The organism is Pantoea deleyi (genome assembly GCF_022647325.1).
Lineage (GTDB): Bacteria > Pseudomonadota > Gammaproteobacteria > Enterobacterales > Enterobacteriaceae > Pantoea > Pantoea deleyi.
Genome location: NZ_CP071405.1, coordinates 1,194,534 through 1,215,739 on the forward strand (window position 1 = coordinate 1,194,534; position 21,206 = coordinate 1,215,739).

The window sequence follows — 21,206 nt, forward strand, 5'->3', positions numbered from 1 at the left end:
CCTCTGTTCCGCTACGGTCTGTTTTCTGACGGGCGCACACCGTAAACTGGCACTCTGTTTGATCTGAACTGACACGCCGATGAGCCTATACCAGACCTTTGACATGCTGCAGCGCCACAAAGCCCAACTGCGTGATCAGGTGCAGCTTCAGAGCGGCATTCAGCTGGCAGCCTGGTTCAACAGCGGCGATCGCGTGACCAACCACAGCGATCACCATACGCTGAGCCTCTATGTGGCGGGCGGTTACGACACCTGGCATAAAACGCCTCATGGCTGGCGCAACGGCGGCGCGCCGGATCGTTTCTGTCTGATGCCCGCCGGTACAGAGTCCACCTGGGATCTGCGCGCCGATCTCGCCTTTGTGCACCTCTATTGCAGTGAGGCGCATCTGCGGCAGCTGGCCGAACGGGTCTGGGATCGCAGTCCGGCGCAGTTAACGCTGGATGAGAAAATCTTTTCCACGGATGACCGCATCACTCAACTCTATCGCCACTTTCTCCTGAGCAGTGACTGGCAACAGCCTGCCAGTCAGTTAATGCTGAGCAGCGCCTCCACGCTGCTGCTGACCCATCTGTTACAGCACTACAGCGAAGTTAACTGGCAGCTGCCTCAGGTGCGGGGAGGGCTGGCACCGGCCGTATTACGCCGCGTCATCGATTTTATCGATGCCCATCTTGACCAGCCTTTAACGCTCGCCGTGCTGGCACACGAAGCGGCGCTGAGTGAGTTTCATTTTGCCCGTATGTTCCGTCACACCACTGGTGAAGCGCCGCACCAGTTTGTGATGCGACGCCGTATGGATCGTGCGCGGGTGCTGCTTGAACGGCCCGAACTGACCCTGACCGCCATCGCCCTGCAGTGTGGTTTTCACTCCTCAGCCCACTTCAGCCACCGTTTCCGCCAGGTATACGGAACCACACCCTCTGCCTGTCGCCGGGCACTCCGCTAAACATCCTGTTCTGCGCAACGTTTTTTCGCTTCTGCGGACAGGCTCAGACCTGATCGGGCGCATAAAAGCCGGGAGTGCAAAATAACCGTTTACCTCGGTCAGAAAAATTTTCTTATTATCTGAGGATCATCTCTGCTGGCTTTTTTTCGCCTTAGACGCTATCAGTAATAAACGATGTAATTTCATTCTCATTTCGGATTGTCCGTAATCTAAGTGTTAAAAATTTACAGGTGCTGCGGTTTCTGATTTTAAAATATTAACCTTAATCAATTTAATCGGACTTTATGATGTATCTGCTATTTAATTCTATTGTGACGATACAAACGTTTGTCTGTTAAACCTTTAGTGGTCCAGTTAGCTGGTATGGCAGCATTATCCTCCCTGATTTTTTTAGTATAAAAATCTAAGAATGTTCTCATTGAAGTTTAATGATCTGTTTGTTTGATCTTTTGTCGATCATTGTTCTATTATCGCGGGCAGATAAATCGGGTCTGAAACATATCTGTGGCGATAAGAAAGGGATGATGAAATGGCTGAAAGTTTCCAGAATGAAGTGCCAAAGGCACGTATTAATTTAAAACTCGATCTCCATACTGGCGGCGCAGGGAAAAAAACTGAACTACCACTTAAATTACTGGTTGCAGGTGATTTCAGTAATGGTCAGGACGCGTCGCAATTATCGGATCGGAAAAAGGTTAATGTAGATAAAAATAATTTTGACTCTGTTCTTTCCGAATATTCCCCAAAAGTTAACCTCACCGTTAAAAATACGCTGGCAGGCGACGGCAGCGAAGAAAACATCAGTCTGACATTCCGCAGCATCAGGGATTTTTCTCCGGAACAGATCTCCCGGCAGATACCCCAGCTGAAGGCGATGCTCTCCATGCGCAATCTGCTGCGTGATCTCAAGGCCAACCTGCTGGATGCCAATGCCGATGAAGGGCAGACACCACTGGCCACCATGGTGCAGGTTTACCAGCTCCGGGACCGCCAGAAGGTGGATGCGGCCGACTACCAGAAACTGCTGCGCGATGCGGATAACACCCTTAAAGAGGATATTGTCGTCAGCAAGTCTCTGCTGGTGATGCCCAGAGGCAGCGTGACGCTCAATATGCCGATGAACGAAGAAGCGAAATTTGTGGCGGTGGTGGGGCTGTTTAATCGGCCGGATATCAAAAACAACACCTGGAAGCTGGTACTGAGCCGCGACGACCTCGACCCGGACAAGCCGCGCACCATCCAGCTTAACAGCACCGGGCTGACCCTGGTTCCAGTGAAGGAGTAAACTCATGGACACCACCCTCGATAACTGGCTGGCGCTGTTTGACGGGCAGACCCGCTACCGCTTTGAGATAAACGACAGCATCCTGAAGCCGGATGTGCTGAACCTCCACGGTCGGGAAGCGCTGAATGCACCGTTCAAATGGCGCATTGAGTTCACCACGCCGCAGAAAGGCATCAGTCGTCAGGATGCGATGCTGAAGTATGCCACCCTCAGCATGCTCAGTGGCAGAGTCGTGCAGGGTATCATTACCGGCTTTGAGGTCCTCAACGAAACCGTGGACCAGACGCATTTCGCCGTAACGCTTTCCTCGCGCCTGGCACTGCTTGCCCATACCCGCCGCTGCGCGGTCTGGCAGAATGTTTCGGTACCGGAACTGGTGGCGCAGGTCCTGCGCAGCCACGGGCTGGAAGGAGCAGATTTTGAATTCCGGCTGGAACGGACTTACCCGGTCCGCGAACTGATCACCCAGTGGCGGGAAACGGACCTGCAGTTTATGCAGCGGATCCTTGCTGAGGTCGGTATCTGGTTCCGTACCGGGGTCAACACGACCACCGGGCTGGATACGGTGACCTTCGCCGACAGCCAGTTGCAGTATCAGTTTGATGTACGCCTGCCTTACCGGGAACCGTCGGCGCTTTATGACGGCGCGGTGGACGCGGTGTGGGATGCCAGAGTGTGGCACCACACGGTGACCGGCCGCGTGGCCACCCGGGATTACAACTACCGCACCGCCAGTACGCCGATGGATGCACAGGTCAGCGTCAGAAACGAGGTGGCTACTACCGGAGAATGTTATCGCTATCTTGCCCCTTATCATGAAGCGGGCGATGAGACCACCTCTGAGCCGGAAACCGAAAGCGGCGCCTTTTACGCACGCATTCAGCATGAACACGCCCTCAACAACGCGATACGCCTGCATCTCTTCAGCAATGCCAGTGACCTGACGCCGGGCATGGTGCTGGAAACCAGTGACAGTGACGTGCCGGAGCTGAAAGAGGGAATGGTGATTACACTCACCACCTTCCGCGCGGCCCGGGATACCCGTCTGCACGTTTCCGTGTGGGGCATGCCCTACAGCGAGCAGTTCTGCTTCAGACCAGAACCTGCGCCGCGCCCGCTTATTGCCGGCACGCTGACCGCCCGTGTCGAGAGCGACGAGAAGAATGCGCCGTATGCGCATCTCGATGAAACGGGCCGTTACCGGGTGAAGCTGGACTTCAGCCGCGAAGACGCAGAGCAGGGCTACAACTATCTGTGGATACGTCAGGCCAAACCGTACGCCGGGGAAACGTACGGTTGGCACACGCCGCTGATTGACGGTACGGAAGTGGGCATTGCTTTTGACGGCGGTGACCCGGACCGACCCTACATCGCCTATGCGTTCCATGACTCTGAACATCCGGACGTGGTCACCCGGGACAACCGCAGCCAGAATATCCTGCGCACCGCGGGCCAGAACGAACTGCGGATGGAAGACCTGCGCCAGAGCGAGCATATTGCGCTCAGTACCCCGTTCGGGACTACGGCGCTGAATCAGGGACATATCGTTGATGCAGAGAACGAGCCACGGGGTACCGGCTTTGAGCTGCGCACCGATGAGTTCGGGGTCATACGTGTGGCAAAAGGGCTGCTGGTCACCGCCGATGGCAAAGTGAACGGCGAAGGCGATGTGCTGGATAGGGATGTGGCACTCCGGGAGATTGAGGCTGTCCGCGCCCAAATCGAGGGGCTTGCCAGCGCCACCCGCCAGGCGAAAGCCCTGGAAGCTGACATTGCCAGTCAGCAGGCGATGTTCGCCACACGGCTGAAAACTATCAATGAGATGATCCATTTCTCCGCACCCGAGGGGATGGCGTTTACCAGCGCAGAGCATCTGCAGCTGGCGGCCACGAAGAATGTCGCCCTGAACGCCGGTGGGGATACCCGTCGCGCTCACGCCCGAACAGCTGGAGGTCTTACAGCATCGCAACGCGCGACTGCAGGATATGACCGTGCAGACTGCGGAGCAGCTTGACCGGCTGGAGCGGCTGCCGCCTGACTGGACGATGAGCTACAGCCGGCAACTGGCAGAACAGGCACAGAAACTCTGGCCGGAACAGGCAAAACCGCTGATGCAACAGTGGCAGCGGCAACGCAGCGCGGCTGCCCTGCCGACAGCGCAGCTCAACGGCTGGCATCAGGGGATGTCATCGTTACAGAAGCTCAGTGACAGACTTAACGGCCTCGACGAGCAGAAGGGAAAATATATGACGGTCAGCGAGCTGAAATCGGTAGTTTTTTCCACTGTGCAGGCATTCAATCAGTCGCTACCGGCCGAAGAGCAATTGCGGATACTGTCGCAAACGCCAGCGGGGGAGCCTTTACCCGCAGCGGCCAGCGCCCGGCTGGAGATGCATCTGAAGCAACTGAACGCTCGCTACGCTGAAATTAAGCAGCGGGCAGCGAAATAGAGCGCGAGCGTTCGTCGCGGGCCGGTGAGCGCCGCCACCGCTCTGCATGAGCCAGGCCATGCTGCGTATCTGCAGAATAATCCGCACTGTTTTTCAGAAGCGCGCGGGCAAGTCCGGAGATCGTTTTCGCTATGCCGGTAAGCAGTTACCTGGGAAGTTGATGCTTTGCAGAGATATGAAAGAGAGAAGGGCGGTGAAGGTCCGATCAGGATGGTGTCCCCTGCAGGAATCGAACCTGCAACTAGCCCTTAGGAGGGGCTCGTTATATCCATTTAACTAAGAGGACCGCGGCGCGCAGTATAGCGCAAACAGGCCGGGAGATTCACTATATCGGTGTGCGTTTGCTCATTCCGCCAGCAATCGGGCCGTTAGCCTGAGCATGACAACGCACGTTGTGGCGGGAATCGTCCTGTTAAGATGACGGTGCGTCGCGGGTTACGGAGGCGGGAACTCACGCCATAACGGCGTCAGGCTTTGCCGCGCCGTTAAATTCCCAGCACCAGCCTGAACGATCTGGCTGGTGCATCATCGGAAAAGCAGACAGGCCCGCTAAAGTCGCCTGTCTGCCAGATTGTTACTCTGCGTTTTCCTGCTCTTCGCGCTGACGGCGCTTCTCCTGCTTACGCTTCTCCGCCTTCGCCTTCGCCACGGCAGCTTCACTCATATCATTGCGGATCTGCGCGTGACTGATCAGGGCAAAAATCAGCGTGCCGCCGGTGATGTTGCCGAGCAGGGTCGGCAGGGCAAACGGCCAGAGGAACTCATGCCAGCTGATGCTGCCACTGAACACCAGGTAGAGCACTTCCACCGATCCCACGACGATATGCGCCAGATCGCCCAGCGCAACCAGCCAGGTCATCATCACAATCACCAGCAGTTTGGCCCCGCCCGCAGACGGAAACATCCAGACCATGGTGGCGATAATCCAGCCGGAGATCACCGCATTGGCAAACATCTCGCCAGGCGTGTTCTCCATCACCTTCTTACTGATCTCCGTAAATGCCTGTCGGGTCGCCTCGTCGAATATCGGCATTTCATTGAAGGCCAGCGCACCCAGCGCTGTGCCAATCAGGTTACCCAGCAGCACAATCCCCCACAAACGCAACAGCAGGCCGCCATTACCCCAGGTTGGCTTGTGCATCACCGGTAACACGGCGGTTACGGTATTTTCGGTAAAGAGCTGCTGACGGGCCATGATGACGATGACAAAACCAAAGGTATAGCCGAGGTTCTCCAGCAGAAAGGCACCCGGCACGCCCTCGAGGTGCACCTGAAATATGCCTTTCGCCATTAACGAAGCGCTCATCGAGAGGCCCGCCGCAATCGCGGACCAGAGCAGCGCCATGCCGTCGCGCTCCAGCTCTTTTTCCCCATCCTGGCGGATCTCTTCATGGATCGCTGCGGCTCGCGAGGGGAGCGCCTCCTCATCGACTTCGATGTCAGTGCCCTGTTCCTTCTCTTCACTGTCTACGTCGTTAGGACCCTGTTCATTACCTGATGAAGGCTTCATATTTTCTCCTGGTGATAGTGCTGTCGCGTTATAAGCGTAGCCCTTTTTTATTTGCCGATAAGGTTACGGCTGATGCGAATAAGCGTAACAACCTTTTTCGGAACTGCATTTTTATTCAGAGGCCCGACGATACCGCACGAATAAGCCGCTGAGAGCAAAACTGAGCGGTAGCTCACACTTCGGCCCACAGCAACATTGTGGTAATATCCCGGCCACTTTTTAGCTGGTGCGATTCCCCCCTCAATGTTGGAAATCATTACGCTCACTTGTGCTTACGACGAACGTTCGCTGTTCCGGCGGCTCTCATTCCGCGTCTCCGCAGGTGACATTGTGCAGATTGAAGGGCCTAACGGCGCGGGCAAGACGTCGCTGCTGCGCCTGCTGGCGGGCCTGAGCCGGCCCGAAGCGGGTGAAATACGCTGGCAGCAGCAGCCGATTCTGCGGCAGCGTGAAACCTGGCATCAGGCGATGCTCTACCTGGGTCATCATCCGGGCATCAAAGGCGTGCTCACGCCGCTGGAAAATCTGCGCTTCTATCATCCCGACTGCAGTGACGCGCAGATCTTCGCGGCGCTGGAGGCGGTAGATCTCACGGGGGAGGAAGAGGTGCCGGTCAGCCGTTTATCGGCGGGGCAGCAGCGTCGCGTGGCGCTGGCGAGACTCTGGCTCAGCCGCGCGCGCATCTGGATCCTCGACGAGCCGCTCACCGCCATCGACAAGGCGGGTGTTGAGACATTAATAGCGCAATTTACCCGCCATGCCGATAACGGGGGCGCCGTGATCCTGACCACCCATCAGGATCTGCCCGCAATGGCGGCGCGGGTGCGCAAAATACGTCCTGGCGATGAGGAGGCTGACTGATGCTGTTTCGCCTGATCCAGCGTGAGCTGCGCATCGCCTTTCGCGGCGGAGCGGATGTGATAAATCCGCTCTGGTTTTTCCTGATTGTGATCACGCTGTTTCCGCTGGGCATTGGCCCCGATCCGCAGCAGCTGGCGCGCATCGCACCGGGCGTCGCCTGGGTGGCCGCCCTGCTGGCGTCGCTGCTGGCGCTGGAACGGCTGTTTCGTGACGACTTCAGCGACGGTTCGCTGGAGCAACTGGCGCTGCTGCCGACGCCGCTGCCGGTCATCGTCATCGGTAAGGTAGTGGCGCACTGGCTGGTGACCGGCGTACCGCTGATCGTCCTGTCGCCGCTGGCCGCGCTGCTGCTGTCGCTGGATATGAACGGCTGGTGGGCGATGGCATTAACGCTGCTGCTTGGTACACCGACGCTCAGTTTTCTCGGGGCGATTGGGGTAGGGCTGACCGTAGGCTTACGGCGCGGCGGCGTGCTGCTGAGCCTGCTGGTACTGCCGCTGGCGATTCCGGTTCTGATCTTCGCCAGCGCGGCGATGGAGGCGGCCAGTCAGGGATTGCCCCTCGGCGGTTATCTGGCGATTCTCGGCGCGATGCTGCTGGGCAGCGCCACACTCTCGCCGTTTGCCACGGCGGCGGCGTTACGCATTACTTTGCAATAACCGGTGTTGCGGTCACGCGCGCGAAAGACGCGGCAACCCCTTTTTTATCGTTAATGTGAGCACTTGATATGTGGAAAGCGTTACATCAGCTGGGCAGGCCCGAACGCCTCTATCAGTTGTCGGGGCGACTGGTGCCCTGGTTCGCCATTTCCGGGCTGGCGGCGTTGCTGCTGGGCTGGGTCTGGGGATTTGGATTTGCACCCGCTGACTATCAGCAGGGCGACAGTTTTCGCATTATGTACATTCATGTGCCCGCCGCGATGTGGTCGATGGGCATCTACGCTTCTATGGCCATCGCCGCTTTTATCGGGCTGGTGTGGCAGCTGAAAATGGCCGATCTGGTCTCTGCCGCGATGGCACCGGTGGGCGCGGTCTTTACCTTTATTGCGCTGGTCACCGGAGCCGCCTGGGGTAAGCCGATGTGGGGCACCTGGTGGATCTGGGATGCACGGCTGACTTCGGAGCTGGTGCTGCTGTTCCTCTATATGGGCGTGATTGCGCTCTATCACGCGTTTGACGATCGCCGCACCGCAGGCCGGGCCGCGGGCGTCCTGATTCTGGTTGGCGTGGTGAATCTGCCCATCATTCACTTCTCCGTGCAGTGGTGGAATACCCTGCACCAGGGGTCGTCGGGGATTCTCCAGCAGGCGATCGCGCCGGTGATGCGCACGCCGCTGCGCTGGGCCATCATCGGTTACCTGCTGCTGTTCGTGACGCTGACCCTGATGCGACTGCGTAACCTGATTCTGTTAACGGAACGCCATCGTCCCTGGGCGCTGACGGTGGCAAAACGGGGAGAGCAGAGATGACACCCGCCTTTTCCTCCTGGCACGCCTTCTTTGCGATGGGGGGCTACGCCTTCTACGTTTGGCTGGCGGTGGCCTTTACGCTGCTTCCGCTGATCGGTCTGACGCTGCACACGCTGCTGCTGCGCCGCCGCCTGCTGGCTGAGATTCGCCAGCGTGAGGCGCGTGAACGTCGTATCCGGGCAGCAAAATCTAAAAAAGCCGCGGCTGAAGCGGCAGGAGAGACATTGTGAATACCCGTCGACGCAACCGCCTCTATGCGGCGGTGGCGATTCTGCTCGGCCTCAGCCTGGCCACCGCGCTGGTGATGTATGCGCTGCGCTCTAATATCGATCTCTTTTATACGCCGGGTGAGATCCTCTACGGCAAAGGCGAGGCACACGAGAAGCCCGGGACGGGCCAGCGACTGCGCGTCGGTGGCATGGTGATGCCGGGCAGCGTCCGGCGCGATCCGAAAACGCTGGCCGTTTCCTTTAAACTCTACGACGCCCGCGGCGTGGTCAGCGTCAGTTTTGAGGGCATCCTGCCGGATCTGTTCCGGGAAGGGCAGGGCGTGGTGGCGCAGGGCGTTCTCACAGCGGGCAACCACATTGTCGCCAAAGAAGTGCTGGCGAAACATGATGAGAAATATACACCGCCGGAGATCGAAGACGCGATGAAGAGCAACCCGGCTGGTCAGCAGTCCTCTTATCAGGCAGGACGTAAATCATCATGATGCCAGAGATCGGAACCTTTCTGCTCTGCCTGGCGCTGGGCCTCGCCCTGCTGCTGAGCAGCTATCCACTGTGGGGCGCCCTACGCCAGGACGCCCGCCTGATGGCGATGGCGCGCCCGCTGGCCGGGGGCCTGTTTGTCTGCATCGCAGCGGCGTTTGCCCTGCTGGTCTGGGCCTTTATCTGCAACGATTTTACCGTTGCCTACGTCGTCACCAACTCTAACAGCCTGCTGCCGGTCTACTACCGTATCGCCGCCACCTGGGGCGCGCATGAGGGTTCGCTGCTGCTGTGGGTGCTGCTGCTCAGTACCTGGACACTGGCGGTGGCGCTCTTCAGTCGCGGGATGCCGCAGGATGCGCTGGCGCGGGTGCTGGCGGTGATGGGAATGATCAATCTCGGTTTCCTGCTGTTTATCCTGCTGACCTCCAATCCGTTTGCCCGTACGCTGCCGGACTTCCCGATTGACGGGCATGACCTGAACCCGATGTTGCAGGATATCGGCCTGATCTTCCATCCGCCGCTGCTCTACATGGGCTACGTTGGCTTTTCCGTGGCGTTTGCCTTTGCCATCGCCTCGCTGATGGCCGGACGGCTGGACACTGCCTGGGCGCGCTGGTCGCGTCCCTGGACCACGGCGGCCTGGGTCTTTCTGACCATCGGGATTGTGCTCGGCTCCGCGTGGGCCTATTACGAGCTGGGCTGGGGCGGCTGGTGGTTCTGGGACCCGGTAGAGAACGCCTCCTTTATGCCGTGGCTGGCGGGAACGGCCCTGATACATTCGCTGGCGGTTACCGAAAAGCGTGGCACCTTCAAGGCCTGGACCGTGCTGCTGGCCATCACCGCCTTTTCACTCAGCCTGCTGGGCACCTTCCTGGTGCGCTCCGGCGTGCTGGTGTCGGTACACTCTTTTGCCTCCGATCCGGCGCGCGGGATGTTTATCCTCGCGTTTCTGGTGATTGTGATCGGCAGTTCGCTGCTGCTCTATGCCATTAAAGGCGGCCAGGTGCGTGGCCGGGTGCAGAATGAAACCTGGTCGCGCGAATCGTTCCTGCTGGGGAACAACGTGCTGCTGATTGCTGCCATGCTGGTGGTACTGCTCGGCACGCTGCTGCCGCTGGTGCACAAACAGCTGGGCCTGGGCAGCATTTCGGTCGGCGAGCCGTTCTTTAACACCCTGTTCAGCTGGCTGATGGCGCCCTTTGCGCTGCTGATGGGGATCGGCCCGCTGGTGCGCTGGCGGCGCGATGAGCCGCAGAAGCTGGCAAAGCGCCTTGCGCTGGCGCTGGTGGTGACCCTGGCCTGTTCCGTCATCATTCCGTGGTGGCTGCAGGATCGCATCGCGGCGATGAGCGTGGTGGGGCTGCTGATGTCCCTGTGGATTATCATCCTGACGCTGCTCGAACTGCATGAGCGCGCCACGCATCGCCATCGCTTCTTTACCGGTTTACGGCACCTGTCGCGCAGTCACTGGGGGATGGTGCTGGGGCATCTGGGTGTGGGCGTCACGGTCATCGGCATCGCGTTCAGCACCCAGTACAGCGTGGAGCGCGATGTGCGCATGAGGGCGGGCGACAGCATTGATATCCATCGTTATCACTTCGTCTTCCGCGGCGTGCAGAATCTGCAGGGCCCGAACTACAGCGGCGGCATGGGCATCATTGATGTTACCCGCGACGGCAAACCGGAAGCGACACTGCAGGCAGAAAAACGCTTTTACACCGCGGCCCGCACCATGATGACCGAAGCGGCAATTGATGGCGGCGTCAGCCGCGATCTCTATGCGGCGCTGGGTGAGGAGCTGGATGATGGCGGCTGGGCCGTGCGCATCTACTACAAACCCTTTGTGCGCTGGATCTGGGCCGGTGGCGTGCTGATGGCGCTGGGCGGCCTGTTCTGCCTGTTTGACCCCCGTTATCGTTCGCGCAAAAAAGCCGGACGTGAGGAGCGGACGTGAACAAAAAAATCCTGTTTATTCCCCTGATGCTGTTTCTGCTGCTGGCGGCGGCGCTGCTGTGGCAGCTGACACGCAACGCAGAGGGCGACGATCCGACCCGTCTCGAATCTGCCCTGATTGGCAAGCCGGTGCCGCTGTTCCGTCTGGAAGCGCTGGATCAGCCTGGCCAGACCTACGATCAGCGCGTGCTGACGGAGGGTAAACCGATCCTGCTGAACGTCTGGGCAACCTGGTGCCCGACCTGCCGCGCCGAACATCACTACCTGAACAGCCTGGCGGAGCAGGGGATTCGGGTGGTGGGACTGAATTACAAAGACGATCGTCAGAAAGCGGTGAACTGGCTGAACACGCTGGGGAATCCCTATGCGCTGAGTCTCTATGATGGCAACGGCATGCTAGGGCTGGATCTTGGCGTCTATGGCGCGCCGGAGACCTTCCTGATCGACGGCAAAGGCATTATCCGTTATCGCCACGCGGGCGATCTCAATCCACGCGTCTGGGAGCAGGAAGTGAAACCGCTGTGGATGAAATACAGCGCGGAGGCGGGATCATGAGAGCGCTGATAGTGATCTGCGGCCTGCTGTTCAGCTTCTCACTCTGGGCCGCCATTGACACGTTGCAGTTTGACTCGGTCGCGCAGGAGGAGCAGTACCGCGATCTGACCGCCTCGCTGCGCTGCCCGAAGTGTCAGAACAACAGCATCGCCGATTCCAATGCGATGATTGCTGCCGATATGCGCCTGAAGGTCTATCAGCTGATGAAGCAGGGCCAGAGCCGCCAGCAGATCATCGACTATATGGTGGCGCGTTACGGCAATTTCGTCAGCTATTCGCCGCCGGTTACTCCCTCAACGCTGATTCTGTGGGTGGGGCCTGCGCTGTTTGTACTGCTGGGCGGCGCGGTGATTATCCTGCGCAGCCGTCAGCGCAAAACCCGCAGTGAGCTGAGTGACGATGAACAACAGCGTCTTGATGCGCTACTGAAATCTGACAGGAAGCCCTCATGAGTGCATTCTGGATCACCCTTTTTCTGTTACTGCTGGCGGCCTGTACGCTGTTTCTGGCCGCAGGCTGGCGGCAGCGTCAGGCCAGCACGGGCGACCGCGACCGTCTTAACCAGCGTTTTTACCATCAGCGGGTCGAAGAGCTGGCGCAGGATGAAGCGCAGGGCGTTGTCGCTGAGCGACCGCTGATGGAGCGGGAGCTGCAGCAGACGCTGCTGGCCGATATTCCGCCAGCAGAAGCCCAGGCGTCACACCGCAGCAGCCGCTGGATTCTGCTGCCGGGCGTCATTGTGCTGGTTGTGGTCTCGCTGGGCACTTATCTGAAAACCGGCGGCCTGGCGCAATTCACCGGCTGGATGCAGGTCCGGCAGGCGTATCCTGAACTGCGCGCCCGGCTGATGGACCCCGGTGCGAAACCGCTGAGCATGGAGGAGCTGGCGCGTCTGCAGCTCGGATTGCGTACCGCACTGCAGCAGGAACCGGATAATCTGGCCGACTGGACGATGCTGGGACGGCTCGGCATGGTGCTCAACAATGCGGAGATCGCCAGCCAGGCATTTGAGCGCGCATTGCAGCTCGCTCCCAACGATCTGGCGCTGAAGCAGGATTATGCAGAGGTACTGACGCGATCTTCCGATCCGCAGGATAACCGTCAGGCGACCCTGCTGCTGAAGTCGCTGCGCAAAGCGGATCCGCAGAACCTGCGCACCCTGAGCCTGCTGGCGTTTAACGCCTACGGGCAGCAGCAGTACGATCAGGCTATCGACGCCTGGCAGACGCTGCAGGGGCTGCTGCCGGCGGGCGATGCGCGCCATGCGATGATCGCCCGCAGTATCGAAAAGGCCCGGAGTGCTGCCGGACAGCAGGGGCGTCAGCTGGCGCTTAACGTGACGCTGACGCCGCAGGCAGAAAAAATGTTACCGCAGGACGGAGTGTTGTATATTTCGGTTTCTGACGGGGTGTCACCGGTGCCGGTGGCGGTCAAACGCCTGCCGCTCAGTCACTTCCCGCTGGCGCTGACGCTGGATGACAGCAACGCCATGATGCCGGATCGTCTGCTTTCGGCGCAGCATCAGGTGGCGGTCCGGGTGCGGATCTCCCGCGACGGCAGCGCCACTCCTCAGCCGGGCGACTGGCAGGGCCAGAGCGCGGTAACGCCCTGGGACGGGCAGCAGCCGATAGCGGTAGAGATTAATCAGCAGACTCCCTGATGAGGCTCTGCGACAACATTAATAACCACAGGTGCCATTGCCTGCTGCCACTGGCACAAAGTCAGCTATGCTCATCGGGTAAGCCGCTTCGATACCCGGCCGTAACCTGAATGATGGGTAGACCTTTTTCATCCGCACAGGGAGATTGGAATGAATTTTCGCCTGACCAGCCTGGCTGTTGCCAGCGTCCTTCTGGTGGGTTGTGCCAGTTCAAAGCCGGCGAATAGCGATCCTGCTGAACGCAGCGATCCGTTCGAGGGCTTTAACCGCACGATGTTTAACTTTAACTACAACGTGCTGGACCCCTATCTGCTGCGTCCGGTGGCGGTGGCCTGGCGTGATTATGTGCCGGTCCCGGCGCGTACCGGCCTGAGCAACTTTCTGGGCAACCTTGAGGAGCCAGCCAGCATGGTCAACGCCATTCTGGTGGGGGATGGACGCGATGCGGGCATTCACTTTACCCGTTTCTTCCTGAACAGCGTGCTGGGCCTGGGCGGTTTCATCGACGTTGCCGGTAAAGCGAACCCGGCGCTGGCGCGTGAAGAGCCGCACCGTTTCGGGACCACGCTCGGCCACTATGGCGTCGGCTATGGCCCCTACGTCGAACTGCCTGCGTACGGCAGCTTCACGGTCCGTCAGGATGGCGGCGACTACGTGGATACGCTCTATCCGATCCTTGGCTGGCTCACCTGGCCGATGTCGATCGGTAAGTGGACGCTTGAAGGGATTGAGTCCCGTGCGCAGCTGCTGGATTCCGATGGCATCCTGAAACAGCAGCGCGACCCTTATGCCTTTATCCGCAACGCCTACTTCCAGCGTCACGACTTCCTGGCGCGCGGCGGTAAGCTGAAGCCGGAAGATAATCCTAACGCGGCGGCGATTCAGGATGACCTGAAGGATATCGACGCGCCGTAGTGGCAGGCGAGCAGGCTGCGGATCCGGTATGCGATCCGCAGCCATAAAAAAAAGGGCGACTCATCCGGGTCGCCCTTTTTTTCATGCCGTCTGTCAGAACTTATAGTTAAAGTTCGCACCGTAGAGCCACGCCTTACCTTCAGAGGTAAAGGTATACGGGCCTTCTTTCACCGTCACTTTCTGTCCATGCATATAAGAGATGCCTACATCCACCGAGGCATCATCGTTAAAGGCATAGGAGGTCCCGGCGCTCAGCCACAGACGATCCTGGTCCGGAATGGAGATGGAACGCTTGTCGGCGGGCACCGGACTGTCGTCAAACGCGATACCGGTGCGGAAAGTCCAGTTTTTGTCGTAGGAGTAGGTGGTGCCCAGCGCGATGCGGTAGGCATCGTGGAAGCTCTCATCTTTATAGAACAGCGTCTGGCCATTCGATCCGGTTGCTTTCAGCTCCTGGAACTGACTCCAGCTGGTGTACGCCATGCTGTAGTGCACTGCCCACTGCGGTGCCACTTTATGCCAGCCCGACACTTCCCACATCTCCGGCAGATTCAGGGTCAACGCACCCGGAACGGTGGTGCCGCTGGTGCCATAAGGGATGCCGGTCACGGTCGGATTGTTCACCGCATTCAGGCGCGATGAGAGGCTGCTCTTATAATCGCCATCGAAATCGACTTTGACTTCTGAACGGTAGGTAAAGCCGAAGCGGTTATTCTCATCCACTTCATACAGGACACCGGCGTTCCAGCCGTAGCCCCACTCGTCGCCTTTCAGATGGGCCACCTGCGTGTCTGCCGGTACGCCCAGTCTCGCGCCGGATTCACCCGCATAACGTTCAATTTTAGCTTTCGCATAGACCGCATCAAAACCGACGCCCACGCTGAAATGTTCATTTAACCGGTAGGCGGTGCTCAGATTGAAGTTGCCGGTGACCAGGTCGGTCTTACCGCCATAGCCGCCTGCGGTATACCCATTATTAAACTCTGTTGCTAAGCCGTAGTTAGAGGTGGCTGACGCCCCGATCCACCACTGATCGTTAATAGGCTGAACGTAATGAATATTCGGCACCCACTGATTCGGGGCAATATTATTCGCATCCAGGCTGCGTCCGCTGGGACTGCGACCACTGATATTGACGTCCGGCGCAATATACACCGCACCGATAGAAAACTCGGGGCGATCCATTAACGCCATGGTTGCCGGGTTACGGCTGGCGGAGGCTGCCGTATCACCCATTGCCCCTTCGCCTGAATATGCGCGACCTAAACCAATCGAAGAGAACTCATTTAACTGAAACCCAGCTGCGTAAACGTGTGAAGAGACAAGCGCCACTGCAGCCGCCACGGCTGACTTTGCAAACAGGTTTTTATGGTTCATGACCACAACCTCATGTGAATTATTATTTAACGCTATAACGTCGCGTAACAAAGGACGGCGGATTGTAGGGACTGACGTAAAGCGCACATATCAGACCAGTGCGGAGAGTATAGGTCCGACCTGTGTGCAAGTTGCAATATTGTTTTTAAAATATTTCAGGTTTGATCGTTTAAAATTCGATCTGCATAACAAAACTGACCTGATTCTGCACAGCATACCGATTCCAGTTTGTTCTGGATCAATTTTTATTGTGATATTCGTCACTTAGCGCCAGGCGCGTGGCACATCCTCAGGCAAGCGGGTAAAATTTCGGCCATAAAATCGCTCAACCACCCGATTGCGGGTCAGGAGAATGAAATGACTGATGCCATTAAAAAATGCAGTGCGAATGAAACCGCCGCCTGCTGTTGTGTCGATGTGGGTACGGTGATGGATAACACCGATTGCACCGCCAGCTGGTCGGAGTGGTTTGCCAGCCGCGCGGAAGCGGACGCGAAGTTAGCGCAGCTCACGCGGCGTGCCCGCGAGGTGGAATCGGAACCCTGCGTGATTGAAGCCCGCTTCAGCGACATAAATCAGGGCGTGCAGCTCGACATCGACTTCACTTTCAGCTGCCAGGCGGAAACCCTGATTTTCCAGCTCGGTTTGCGCTGACTCCCCCGACGCCGCGTCAGTGCGGCGTTTTTCATTTTCGTGTTTCTCTTCGCACTTTTTCCTTTCCGGTATTGGCGGCTCACCCGCTTGTGGTTAACACTGATCAGGTCAGACCTCTTCAGGCAATGATGCCACAGTCCCAGTCACAGGTGAGAACAATGAGCAAAGCGCAGCCGCTGCTGACGCGCGATGGTGAACGCATCGCAATAACCCACGGGTTACGCACCCCTTTCCTGCGCCAGGCGACCGGCTTTCATGGCATCCCCGCCATTGAACTGGGACGAATGGTGGTCAGCGAATTACTGGCGCGCAGTGAGCTGCCGCCGGAGGTTATCGAACAGCTGGTCTTTGGTCAGGTGGTTCAGATGCCGGAAGCGCCAAACATTGCGCGCGAGATTGTCCTGAGCAGCGGGCTCGGCGTGCAGACCGATGCTTACAGTGTCAGCCGCGCCTGCGCCACCAGTTTTCAGGCGGTCGCCAACGTGGCGGAGAGCCTGATGGCGGGCACCATCTCGGCGGGAATCGCCGGTGGCGCAGACTCCTCGTCGGTGCTGCCGATCGGCGTTACCAAAACCCTGGCGCGTGCGCTGGTGGATCTCAATAAAGCCCGCAGCGTCGGACAAAAACTGCAGATCCTGCGCCGTCTGCGCCCGCGCGATCTGCTGCCGGTGCCGCCTGCCGTGGCGGAGTATTCCACCGGGCTGCGGATGGGTGACACGGCCGAGCAGATGGCGAAGAGTCACGGCATAACGCGTGAAGCGCAGGATGCGCTGGCGCTGCGGTCTCATCAGCGAGCCGCCAGAGCCTGGCAGTCCGGCGTTCTGCAGCAGGAAGTGATGGCAGCCTTTGTGCCGCCGTGGAAAAGCGCCATCGATCAGGACAACAATGTGCGCATGAACGCGAAGGCAGAAGATTACGCCCGGCTGCGTCCGGCGTTTGACCGTCAGCACGGCAGCGTCACCGCCGCCAACAGCACGCCGCTGACCGATGGCGCGGCGGCCGTGATTCTGATGCGCGAAGGCCGCGCCCGCGAACTGGGTATCAGCCCGCTGGGCTATCTGCGCAGCTACGCCTTTACGGCAATCGATGTGCAGCAGGATATGCTGCTGGGCCCCGCGTATGCCTCGCCGCTGGCGCTGGATCGGGCCGGGGTCACGCTGGACGATCTTACGCTTATTGATATGCACGAAGCCTTTGCGGCCCAGACGCTGAGTAACCTGCAGCTGTTCCGCGACGAGCGGTTTGCCCGCGATATCCTGAATCGTCCGCATGCGCTGGGCGAAGTGAATGAAGAGCGCTTCAACGTGCTGGGCGGATCGATCGCCTATGGTCATCCCTTTGCCGCCACGGGCGCACGTATGATCACGCAGACACTGAATGAACTCCGGCGACGCGGTGGCGGGCTGGGGCTGGTCACGGCCTGCGCAGCGGGCGGTCTGGGTGCGGCAATGGTTCTGGAGGCCGAATAATGGAGCAGAAAGCGTTTCATCTGACGATGCGCGGAGATCACGTCGGCATCATCACTATTGATGTTCCCGGCGAGAAGATGAACACCCTGAAAGCGGAATTTGCCGGAGAGATAACGGCCATTATCGCAGAGGCGCGGCGCGATCCGCAGCTGGCGGGTCTGGTGCTGATCTCCGGTAAAACGGACAATTTTATCGCTGGCGCAGACATCAGCATGATTGACCGCTGCCAGAGTGCGCAGGAAGCCGAAGCGCTGGCAAAGCAGGGCCAGGAGGTGATGGCCGCGCTGGATGCGCTGCCGTTTCCGGTGGTCGCGGCGATTCACGGTGCCTGTCTCGGTGGCGGTCTGGAGCTGGCGCTGGCGTGCGATGCGCGCATCTGCTCGCTGGATGACAAAACCCGGCTCGGGCTGCCGGAAGTACAGCTCGGCCTGTTGCCGGGGTCGGGCGGTACGCAGCGATTGCCGCGATTGATCGGCGTCCGGCAGGCGCTGCCGCTGATCCTGACCGGCAAAAGCGTGCGGGCGAAACAGGCGCGCAAGCTGGGGATCGTTGACGACGCCGTGCCGCGGTCGATTCTGCTGGAAACCGCCATCGCCAGGGTAAAGAAAGGCAAGGTCAGCGGACGCACACTGCCGCTGCGCGATCGACTGCTGCAGGGGCCAGGCGGTCGCCAGGCCCTGTTTACGCTGGCGGCCCGTCAGACGGCCGCGAAAACCCAGGGTAACTATCCGGCGGCGCAACGCATCATCGACGTGGTGCGCACCGGGCTGGCGCAGGGCAGCCGGGCCGGTCACGACGCGGAAGCGCGTGCCTTCGGTGAACTGGCGATGACGCCCGAATCGGTCGCGCTGCGCGGCATCTTCTTCGCCACGACCGCCATGAAAAAGGAGCGGGGCGGAGACGCCGAACCCGCCAGCATCAGGCGCGTCGCTGTTCTTGGTGGCGGTCTGATGGGCGGCGGTATCGCCAGCGTCACCGCTATCCATGCCGGCTTGCCGGTGCGCATCAAAGATATCAGCCTGGAAGGGGTTAACCACGCGCTGAAAAGCAGCTGGGAACTGCTGAGCAAAAAGGTCAGGCGACGTCAGATCACCCCGGCACAGCGGCAGCAGCAGATGGCCCGCATTACCGGCGGCATCGATTACCAGGGCTTTGCCCGGCGCGATGTGGTGATTGAAGCCGTCTTTGAGGATCTGGCGCTGAAGCAGCAGATGGTCCGCGACGTGGAGGCGCACTGTCAGCCCCATACGCTGTTCGCCTCCAACACCTCCTCGCTGCCGATTGCGGAGATCGCCGCGGGCGCGCAGCGTCCGGAAAATGTCATCGGGCTGCACTACTTCAGTCCGGTCGGGAAGATGCCGCTGGTGGAGGTGATCCCCCATCTGAATACGTCCACCGCGACGCTGGTGACCACGGTAGCGCTGGCGCGCAGCCAGGGCAAAACCCCGATTGTGGTGGCGGACAAACCCGGCTTTTATGTTAACCGCATCCTGACGCCCTACATCAATGAGGCGATGCGCTGTCTGCTGGAAGGGGAGCCGATCGACCATATCGATCGCGCGCTGGTGAAGGCCGGTTTCCCGGTGGGGCCGCTGCAGTTGCTGGATGAGGTCGGTATCGACGTCGGCAGCAAAATCAGCCCGATTCTGGAGCAGGCTTATGGCGAACGCTTTGCCGCGCCTGCCGCGTTTGACGCGGTGCTGAAAGCGGGGCGCAAAGGCCGTAAAAACCGGAAAGGCTTCTATCGCTACGACCAGCCTCGCTGGCAGCGTAAAAAACCCGACGCCTCGCTCTATGCACTGCTGAAGGTGACGCCGCAGGTCCGGCAGAGCGACGCGGAGATAGCGGAACGCTGCATGATGATGATGCTCAACGAGGCGGCCCGCTGTCTCGATGAACAGGTGATTCGCTGCGCCCGCGACGGGGATATTGGCGCGGTGTTTGGCATCGGTTTTCCGCCTTTCCTGGGCGGCCCGTTCCACTACATGGCGCGACTGGGGGCGGCGGACGTCGTCAACAGATTAACCCGGCTTGCGCAGCGTTATGGGGATCGGTTTACCCCCTGTGACGCGCTGATTCAGGCGGCCAGAAAATAGACGAAATTTTACATTTCTGCTGAAAGTGGAATAACCAACCCAATTCAGCGGGTTAGAAATGCGCCGCCAGAGTGTGCGGCGCAGCATGATTCTGAGAAGTGCTTATTTAATAAACAACCGGTTGACTATACTGAAGTCATTAGGGTAAAACACAGCGTTCATTCGCAGAGTGAAGAGTCAGGCGCGTCGCGCCGGGCGATATCGACAAACAACAGCGGTGCTTTATGCAAGTTTTTATCATGCGTCACGGCGATGCGGCTCTGGAAGCAGCCAGTGATTCAGTCAGGCCTTTAACCTTATGTGGCTGCGACGAATCCCGCCAGATGGCTCACTGGCTGAACAGCCAGACGCCGGAAATTGAGCGTGTCCTGGTGAGTCCCTATTTACGCGCGCAGCAAACGCTCGCTACCGTGCGTGAAGCCTTTTCCCTGCCTGAAAATCAGGATGTGCTGCCGGAGTTAACGCCGGGTGGCGATCCGGAGCGCGTCGGCTGCTATCTGCAGATGCTGGCGAACGAAGGGGTGAAATCGGCTCTGGTGATCTCGCACCTGCCGCTGGTAGGGTATTTAGTCTCTGAGCTCTGCCCGCAGGAGGCGCCGCCGATGTTTGCCACATCCGCCATCGCCTGCGTTGAGTTCGACCCTGCTGAACATGCCGGCAAACTGCTCTGGCAGGTCAGCCCGAAAAAGCTGGCGAAAGCCATCTGACTTCTGGCGGGCCGATTACACCGGCCCCGTCCTCACGGCAACTCGGGCGGTTGCCACTCCTCAATTTCAATCAGCACCAGCAGCGCGGCGTCACCGCCGAACAGTTTCGGTGCCTGATGAAAGGCCATCACCCACGGATGCTGGGCCAGCCACAGCGGCGTCTGCTGCTTCAGAATATGTTTTCCATGTCCGGTCATGACGCTGGCGCAGAACAGATGTTCACGGCGGCAGGCGGCGATCAGTGCGCCCAGCTCCTGCTTGGCCTGCTGCTGGGTCAGGCCGTGCAGGTCGAGGAAAATCTCCGGCGTATAGTCGCCGCGACGCAGTTTTTTCAGCTCAAAGTGGCTGACGTCGGCGCGCACGTAGCGGGTTGCGCCTTCGGTAGAGAGCAGCGGCTGAAACTCATCCGAGAAGTAGTGGCTGTTGTCCGCCTGCTCTGAAAGCAGACGTTTTATCGGCACCTGGCGCGTTTTTACCGGCGCTTTGTGGACAAATGTGTCCTGTTTTAACTGACGCGTGCCAGTCATTAACTGGCGAAACAGCGCCTGATCATCCGGGCTTAAGGGCGTTTTTTTACTCATGGC

General features: G+C 59.2%; 20 protein-coding genes, 1 tRNA gene and 1 pseudogene. 18 read left to right on the forward strand and 4 right to left on the reverse strand.

Going from position 1 to position 21,206, the window contains the following annotated elements; genetic code table 11:
- Nucleotides 1-79: 79 nt before the first annotated feature.
- The 4 genes and pseudogenes from J1C59_RS05765 to J1C59_RS05785 form a co-directional block, all read left to right on the forward strand.
- Complete coding sequence (locus tag J1C59_RS05765; protein ID WP_128085442.1) at nucleotides 80-949, forward strand: helix-turn-helix domain-containing protein; 870 nt, start codon at nucleotides 80-82, stop codon at nucleotides 947-949.
- Nucleotides 950-1,478: 529 nt separating this feature from the next.
- Entirely contained in the window at nucleotides 1,479-2,234 is a 756-nt protein-coding gene (gene tssB, locus J1C59_RS21870; protein ID WP_128085443.1) for a type VI secretion system contractile sheath small subunit, read from the forward strand.
- A 4-nt stretch (nucleotides 2,235-2,238) separates the two neighbouring features.
- Nucleotides 2,239-4,248 carry a type VI secretion system Vgr family protein gene (locus J1C59_RS05780; protein WP_242281367.1) on the forward strand — a complete coding sequence of 670 codons (2,010 nt, stop codon included), beginning with the start codon at nucleotides 2,239-2,241 and terminating at the stop codon, nucleotides 4,246-4,248.
- Nucleotides 4,154-4,684: pseudogene (locus J1C59_RS05785) on the forward strand (VasL domain-containing protein); the annotation flags it as partial. The gene J1C59_RS05780 and the pseudogene J1C59_RS05785, both read left to right, overlap by 95 nt.
- Before the next feature lie 211 nt (nucleotides 4,685-4,895).
- Here J1C59_RS05785 and J1C59_RS05790 read toward each other — a convergent pair.
- Together J1C59_RS05790 and J1C59_RS05795 are read right to left on the reverse strand one after the other, a co-directional pair.
- Nucleotides 4,896-4,970: transfer RNA gene (locus tag J1C59_RS05790), tRNA-Arg, on the reverse strand.
- A gap of 288 nt (nucleotides 4,971-5,258) precedes the next feature.
- Nucleotides 5,259-6,194, reverse strand: coding sequence for a formate/nitrite transporter family protein (locus tag J1C59_RS05795; RefSeq protein WP_128085445.1), 936 nt, complete (start codon nucleotides 6,192-6,194; stop codon nucleotides 5,259-5,261).
- A 243-nt stretch (nucleotides 6,195-6,437) separates the two neighbouring features.
- Here J1C59_RS05795 and ccmA point away from each other — a divergent pair, with 243 nt between their 5' ends.
- The 10 genes from ccmA to mlaA all read left to right on the forward strand — a co-directional run bounded on the left by ccmA (nucleotide 6,438) and on the right by mlaA (nucleotide 14,319).
- Entirely contained in the window at nucleotides 6,438-7,055 is a 618-nt protein-coding gene (gene ccmA, locus J1C59_RS05800) for a cytochrome c biogenesis heme-transporting ATPase CcmA (protein WP_128085446.1), read from the forward strand.
- Complete coding sequence (gene ccmB / locus J1C59_RS05805; RefSeq protein WP_140916976.1) at nucleotides 7,055-7,714, forward strand: heme exporter protein CcmB; 660 nt, start codon at nucleotides 7,055-7,057, stop codon at nucleotides 7,712-7,714. The genes ccmA and ccmB overlap by 1 nt, the downstream gene beginning before the upstream one ends.
- A gap of 68 nt (nucleotides 7,715-7,782) precedes the next feature.
- Nucleotides 7,783-8,523, forward strand: coding sequence for a heme ABC transporter permease (locus J1C59_RS05810; RefSeq protein ID WP_128085447.1), 741 nt, complete (start codon nucleotides 7,783-7,785; stop codon nucleotides 8,521-8,523).
- Nucleotides 8,520-8,753, forward strand: a complete 234-nt coding sequence (ccmD, locus tag J1C59_RS05815) for a heme exporter protein CcmD (RefSeq protein WP_128085448.1) — start codon at nucleotides 8,520-8,522, stop codon at nucleotides 8,751-8,753. The genes J1C59_RS05810 and ccmD overlap by 4 nt, the downstream gene beginning before the upstream one ends.
- Entirely contained in the window at nucleotides 8,750-9,235 is a 486-nt protein-coding gene (gene ccmE, locus J1C59_RS05820; RefSeq protein ID WP_128085449.1) for a cytochrome c maturation protein CcmE, read from the forward strand. The genes ccmD and ccmE overlap by 4 nt, the downstream gene beginning before the upstream one ends.
- The gene (locus tag J1C59_RS05825; protein WP_128085450.1) at nucleotides 9,232-11,190 is read left to right on the forward strand and encodes a heme lyase CcmF/NrfE family subunit; all 1,959 of its coding nucleotides are present in this window, start codon (nucleotides 9,232-9,234) and stop codon (nucleotides 11,188-11,190) included. Before ccmE ends, J1C59_RS05825 begins: the two co-directional genes overlap by 4 nt.
- On the forward strand, nucleotides 11,187-11,744 hold the full coding sequence (locus J1C59_RS05830) for a DsbE family thiol:disulfide interchange protein (protein ID WP_128085451.1): 558 nt from the start codon (nucleotides 11,187-11,189) through the stop codon (nucleotides 11,742-11,744). Before J1C59_RS05825 ends, J1C59_RS05830 begins: the two co-directional genes overlap by 4 nt.
- Nucleotides 11,741-12,196: a cytochrome c-type biogenesis protein gene (locus tag J1C59_RS05835; protein ID WP_208721851.1), complete on the forward strand. Its 456-nt coding sequence runs from the start codon at nucleotides 11,741-11,743 to the stop codon at nucleotides 12,194-12,196. Before J1C59_RS05830 ends, J1C59_RS05835 begins: the two co-directional genes overlap by 4 nt.
- Complete coding sequence (gene ccmI, locus J1C59_RS05840; protein WP_128085452.1) at nucleotides 12,193-13,404, forward strand: c-type cytochrome biogenesis protein CcmI; 1,212 nt, start codon at nucleotides 12,193-12,195, stop codon at nucleotides 13,402-13,404. The genes J1C59_RS05835 and ccmI overlap by 4 nt, the downstream gene beginning before the upstream one ends.
- Before the next feature lie 150 nt (nucleotides 13,405-13,554).
- The gene (gene mlaA / locus J1C59_RS05845; RefSeq protein ID WP_111141419.1) at nucleotides 13,555-14,319 is read left to right on the forward strand and encodes a phospholipid-binding lipoprotein MlaA; all 765 of its coding nucleotides are present in this window, start codon (nucleotides 13,555-13,557) and stop codon (nucleotides 14,317-14,319) included.
- 93 nt (nucleotides 14,320-14,412) lie between these two features.
- Here the strand turns inward: mlaA and fadL are convergent, their stop codons facing one another.
- Complete coding sequence (gene fadL / locus J1C59_RS05850) at nucleotides 14,413-15,696, reverse strand: long-chain fatty acid transporter FadL (protein ID WP_111141418.1); 1,284 nt, start codon at nucleotides 15,694-15,696, stop codon at nucleotides 14,413-14,415.
- A gap of 357 nt (nucleotides 15,697-16,053) precedes the next feature.
- On the opposite strand from fadL, the gene J1C59_RS05855 reads away from it, so the two are divergent.
- The 4 genes from J1C59_RS05855 to sixA all read left to right on the forward strand — a co-directional run bounded on the left by J1C59_RS05855 (nucleotide 16,054) and on the right by sixA (nucleotide 20,622).
- Nucleotides 16,054-16,350 carry a YfcZ/YiiS family protein gene (locus tag J1C59_RS05855; RefSeq protein ID WP_128085453.1) on the forward strand — a complete coding sequence of 99 codons (297 nt, stop codon included), beginning with the start codon at nucleotides 16,054-16,056 and terminating at the stop codon, nucleotides 16,348-16,350.
- A 158-nt stretch (nucleotides 16,351-16,508) separates the two neighbouring features.
- Complete coding sequence (gene fadI / locus J1C59_RS05860) at nucleotides 16,509-17,819, forward strand: acetyl-CoA C-acyltransferase FadI (protein WP_128085454.1); 1,311 nt, start codon at nucleotides 16,509-16,511, stop codon at nucleotides 17,817-17,819.
- A complete protein-coding gene (gene fadJ, locus J1C59_RS05865) occupies nucleotides 17,819-19,915 on the forward strand; it encodes a fatty acid oxidation complex subunit alpha FadJ (protein WP_128085455.1) in 2,097 nt (698 codons plus the stop codon). The genes fadI and fadJ overlap by 1 nt, the downstream gene beginning before the upstream one ends.
- 224 nt (nucleotides 19,916-20,139) lie before the next feature.
- Complete coding sequence (gene sixA / locus J1C59_RS05870) at nucleotides 20,140-20,622, forward strand: phosphohistidine phosphatase SixA (RefSeq protein ID WP_111141414.1); 483 nt, start codon at nucleotides 20,140-20,142, stop codon at nucleotides 20,620-20,622.
- Nucleotides 20,623-20,654: 32 nt separating this feature from the next.
- Here the strand turns inward: sixA and smrB are convergent, their stop codons facing one another.
- The gene (gene smrB, locus J1C59_RS05875; RefSeq protein WP_128085456.1) at nucleotides 20,655-21,203 is read right to left on the reverse strand and encodes an endonuclease SmrB; all 549 of its coding nucleotides are present in this window, start codon (nucleotides 21,201-21,203) and stop codon (nucleotides 20,655-20,657) included.
- Nucleotides 21,204-21,206 lie beyond the last annotated feature (3 nt).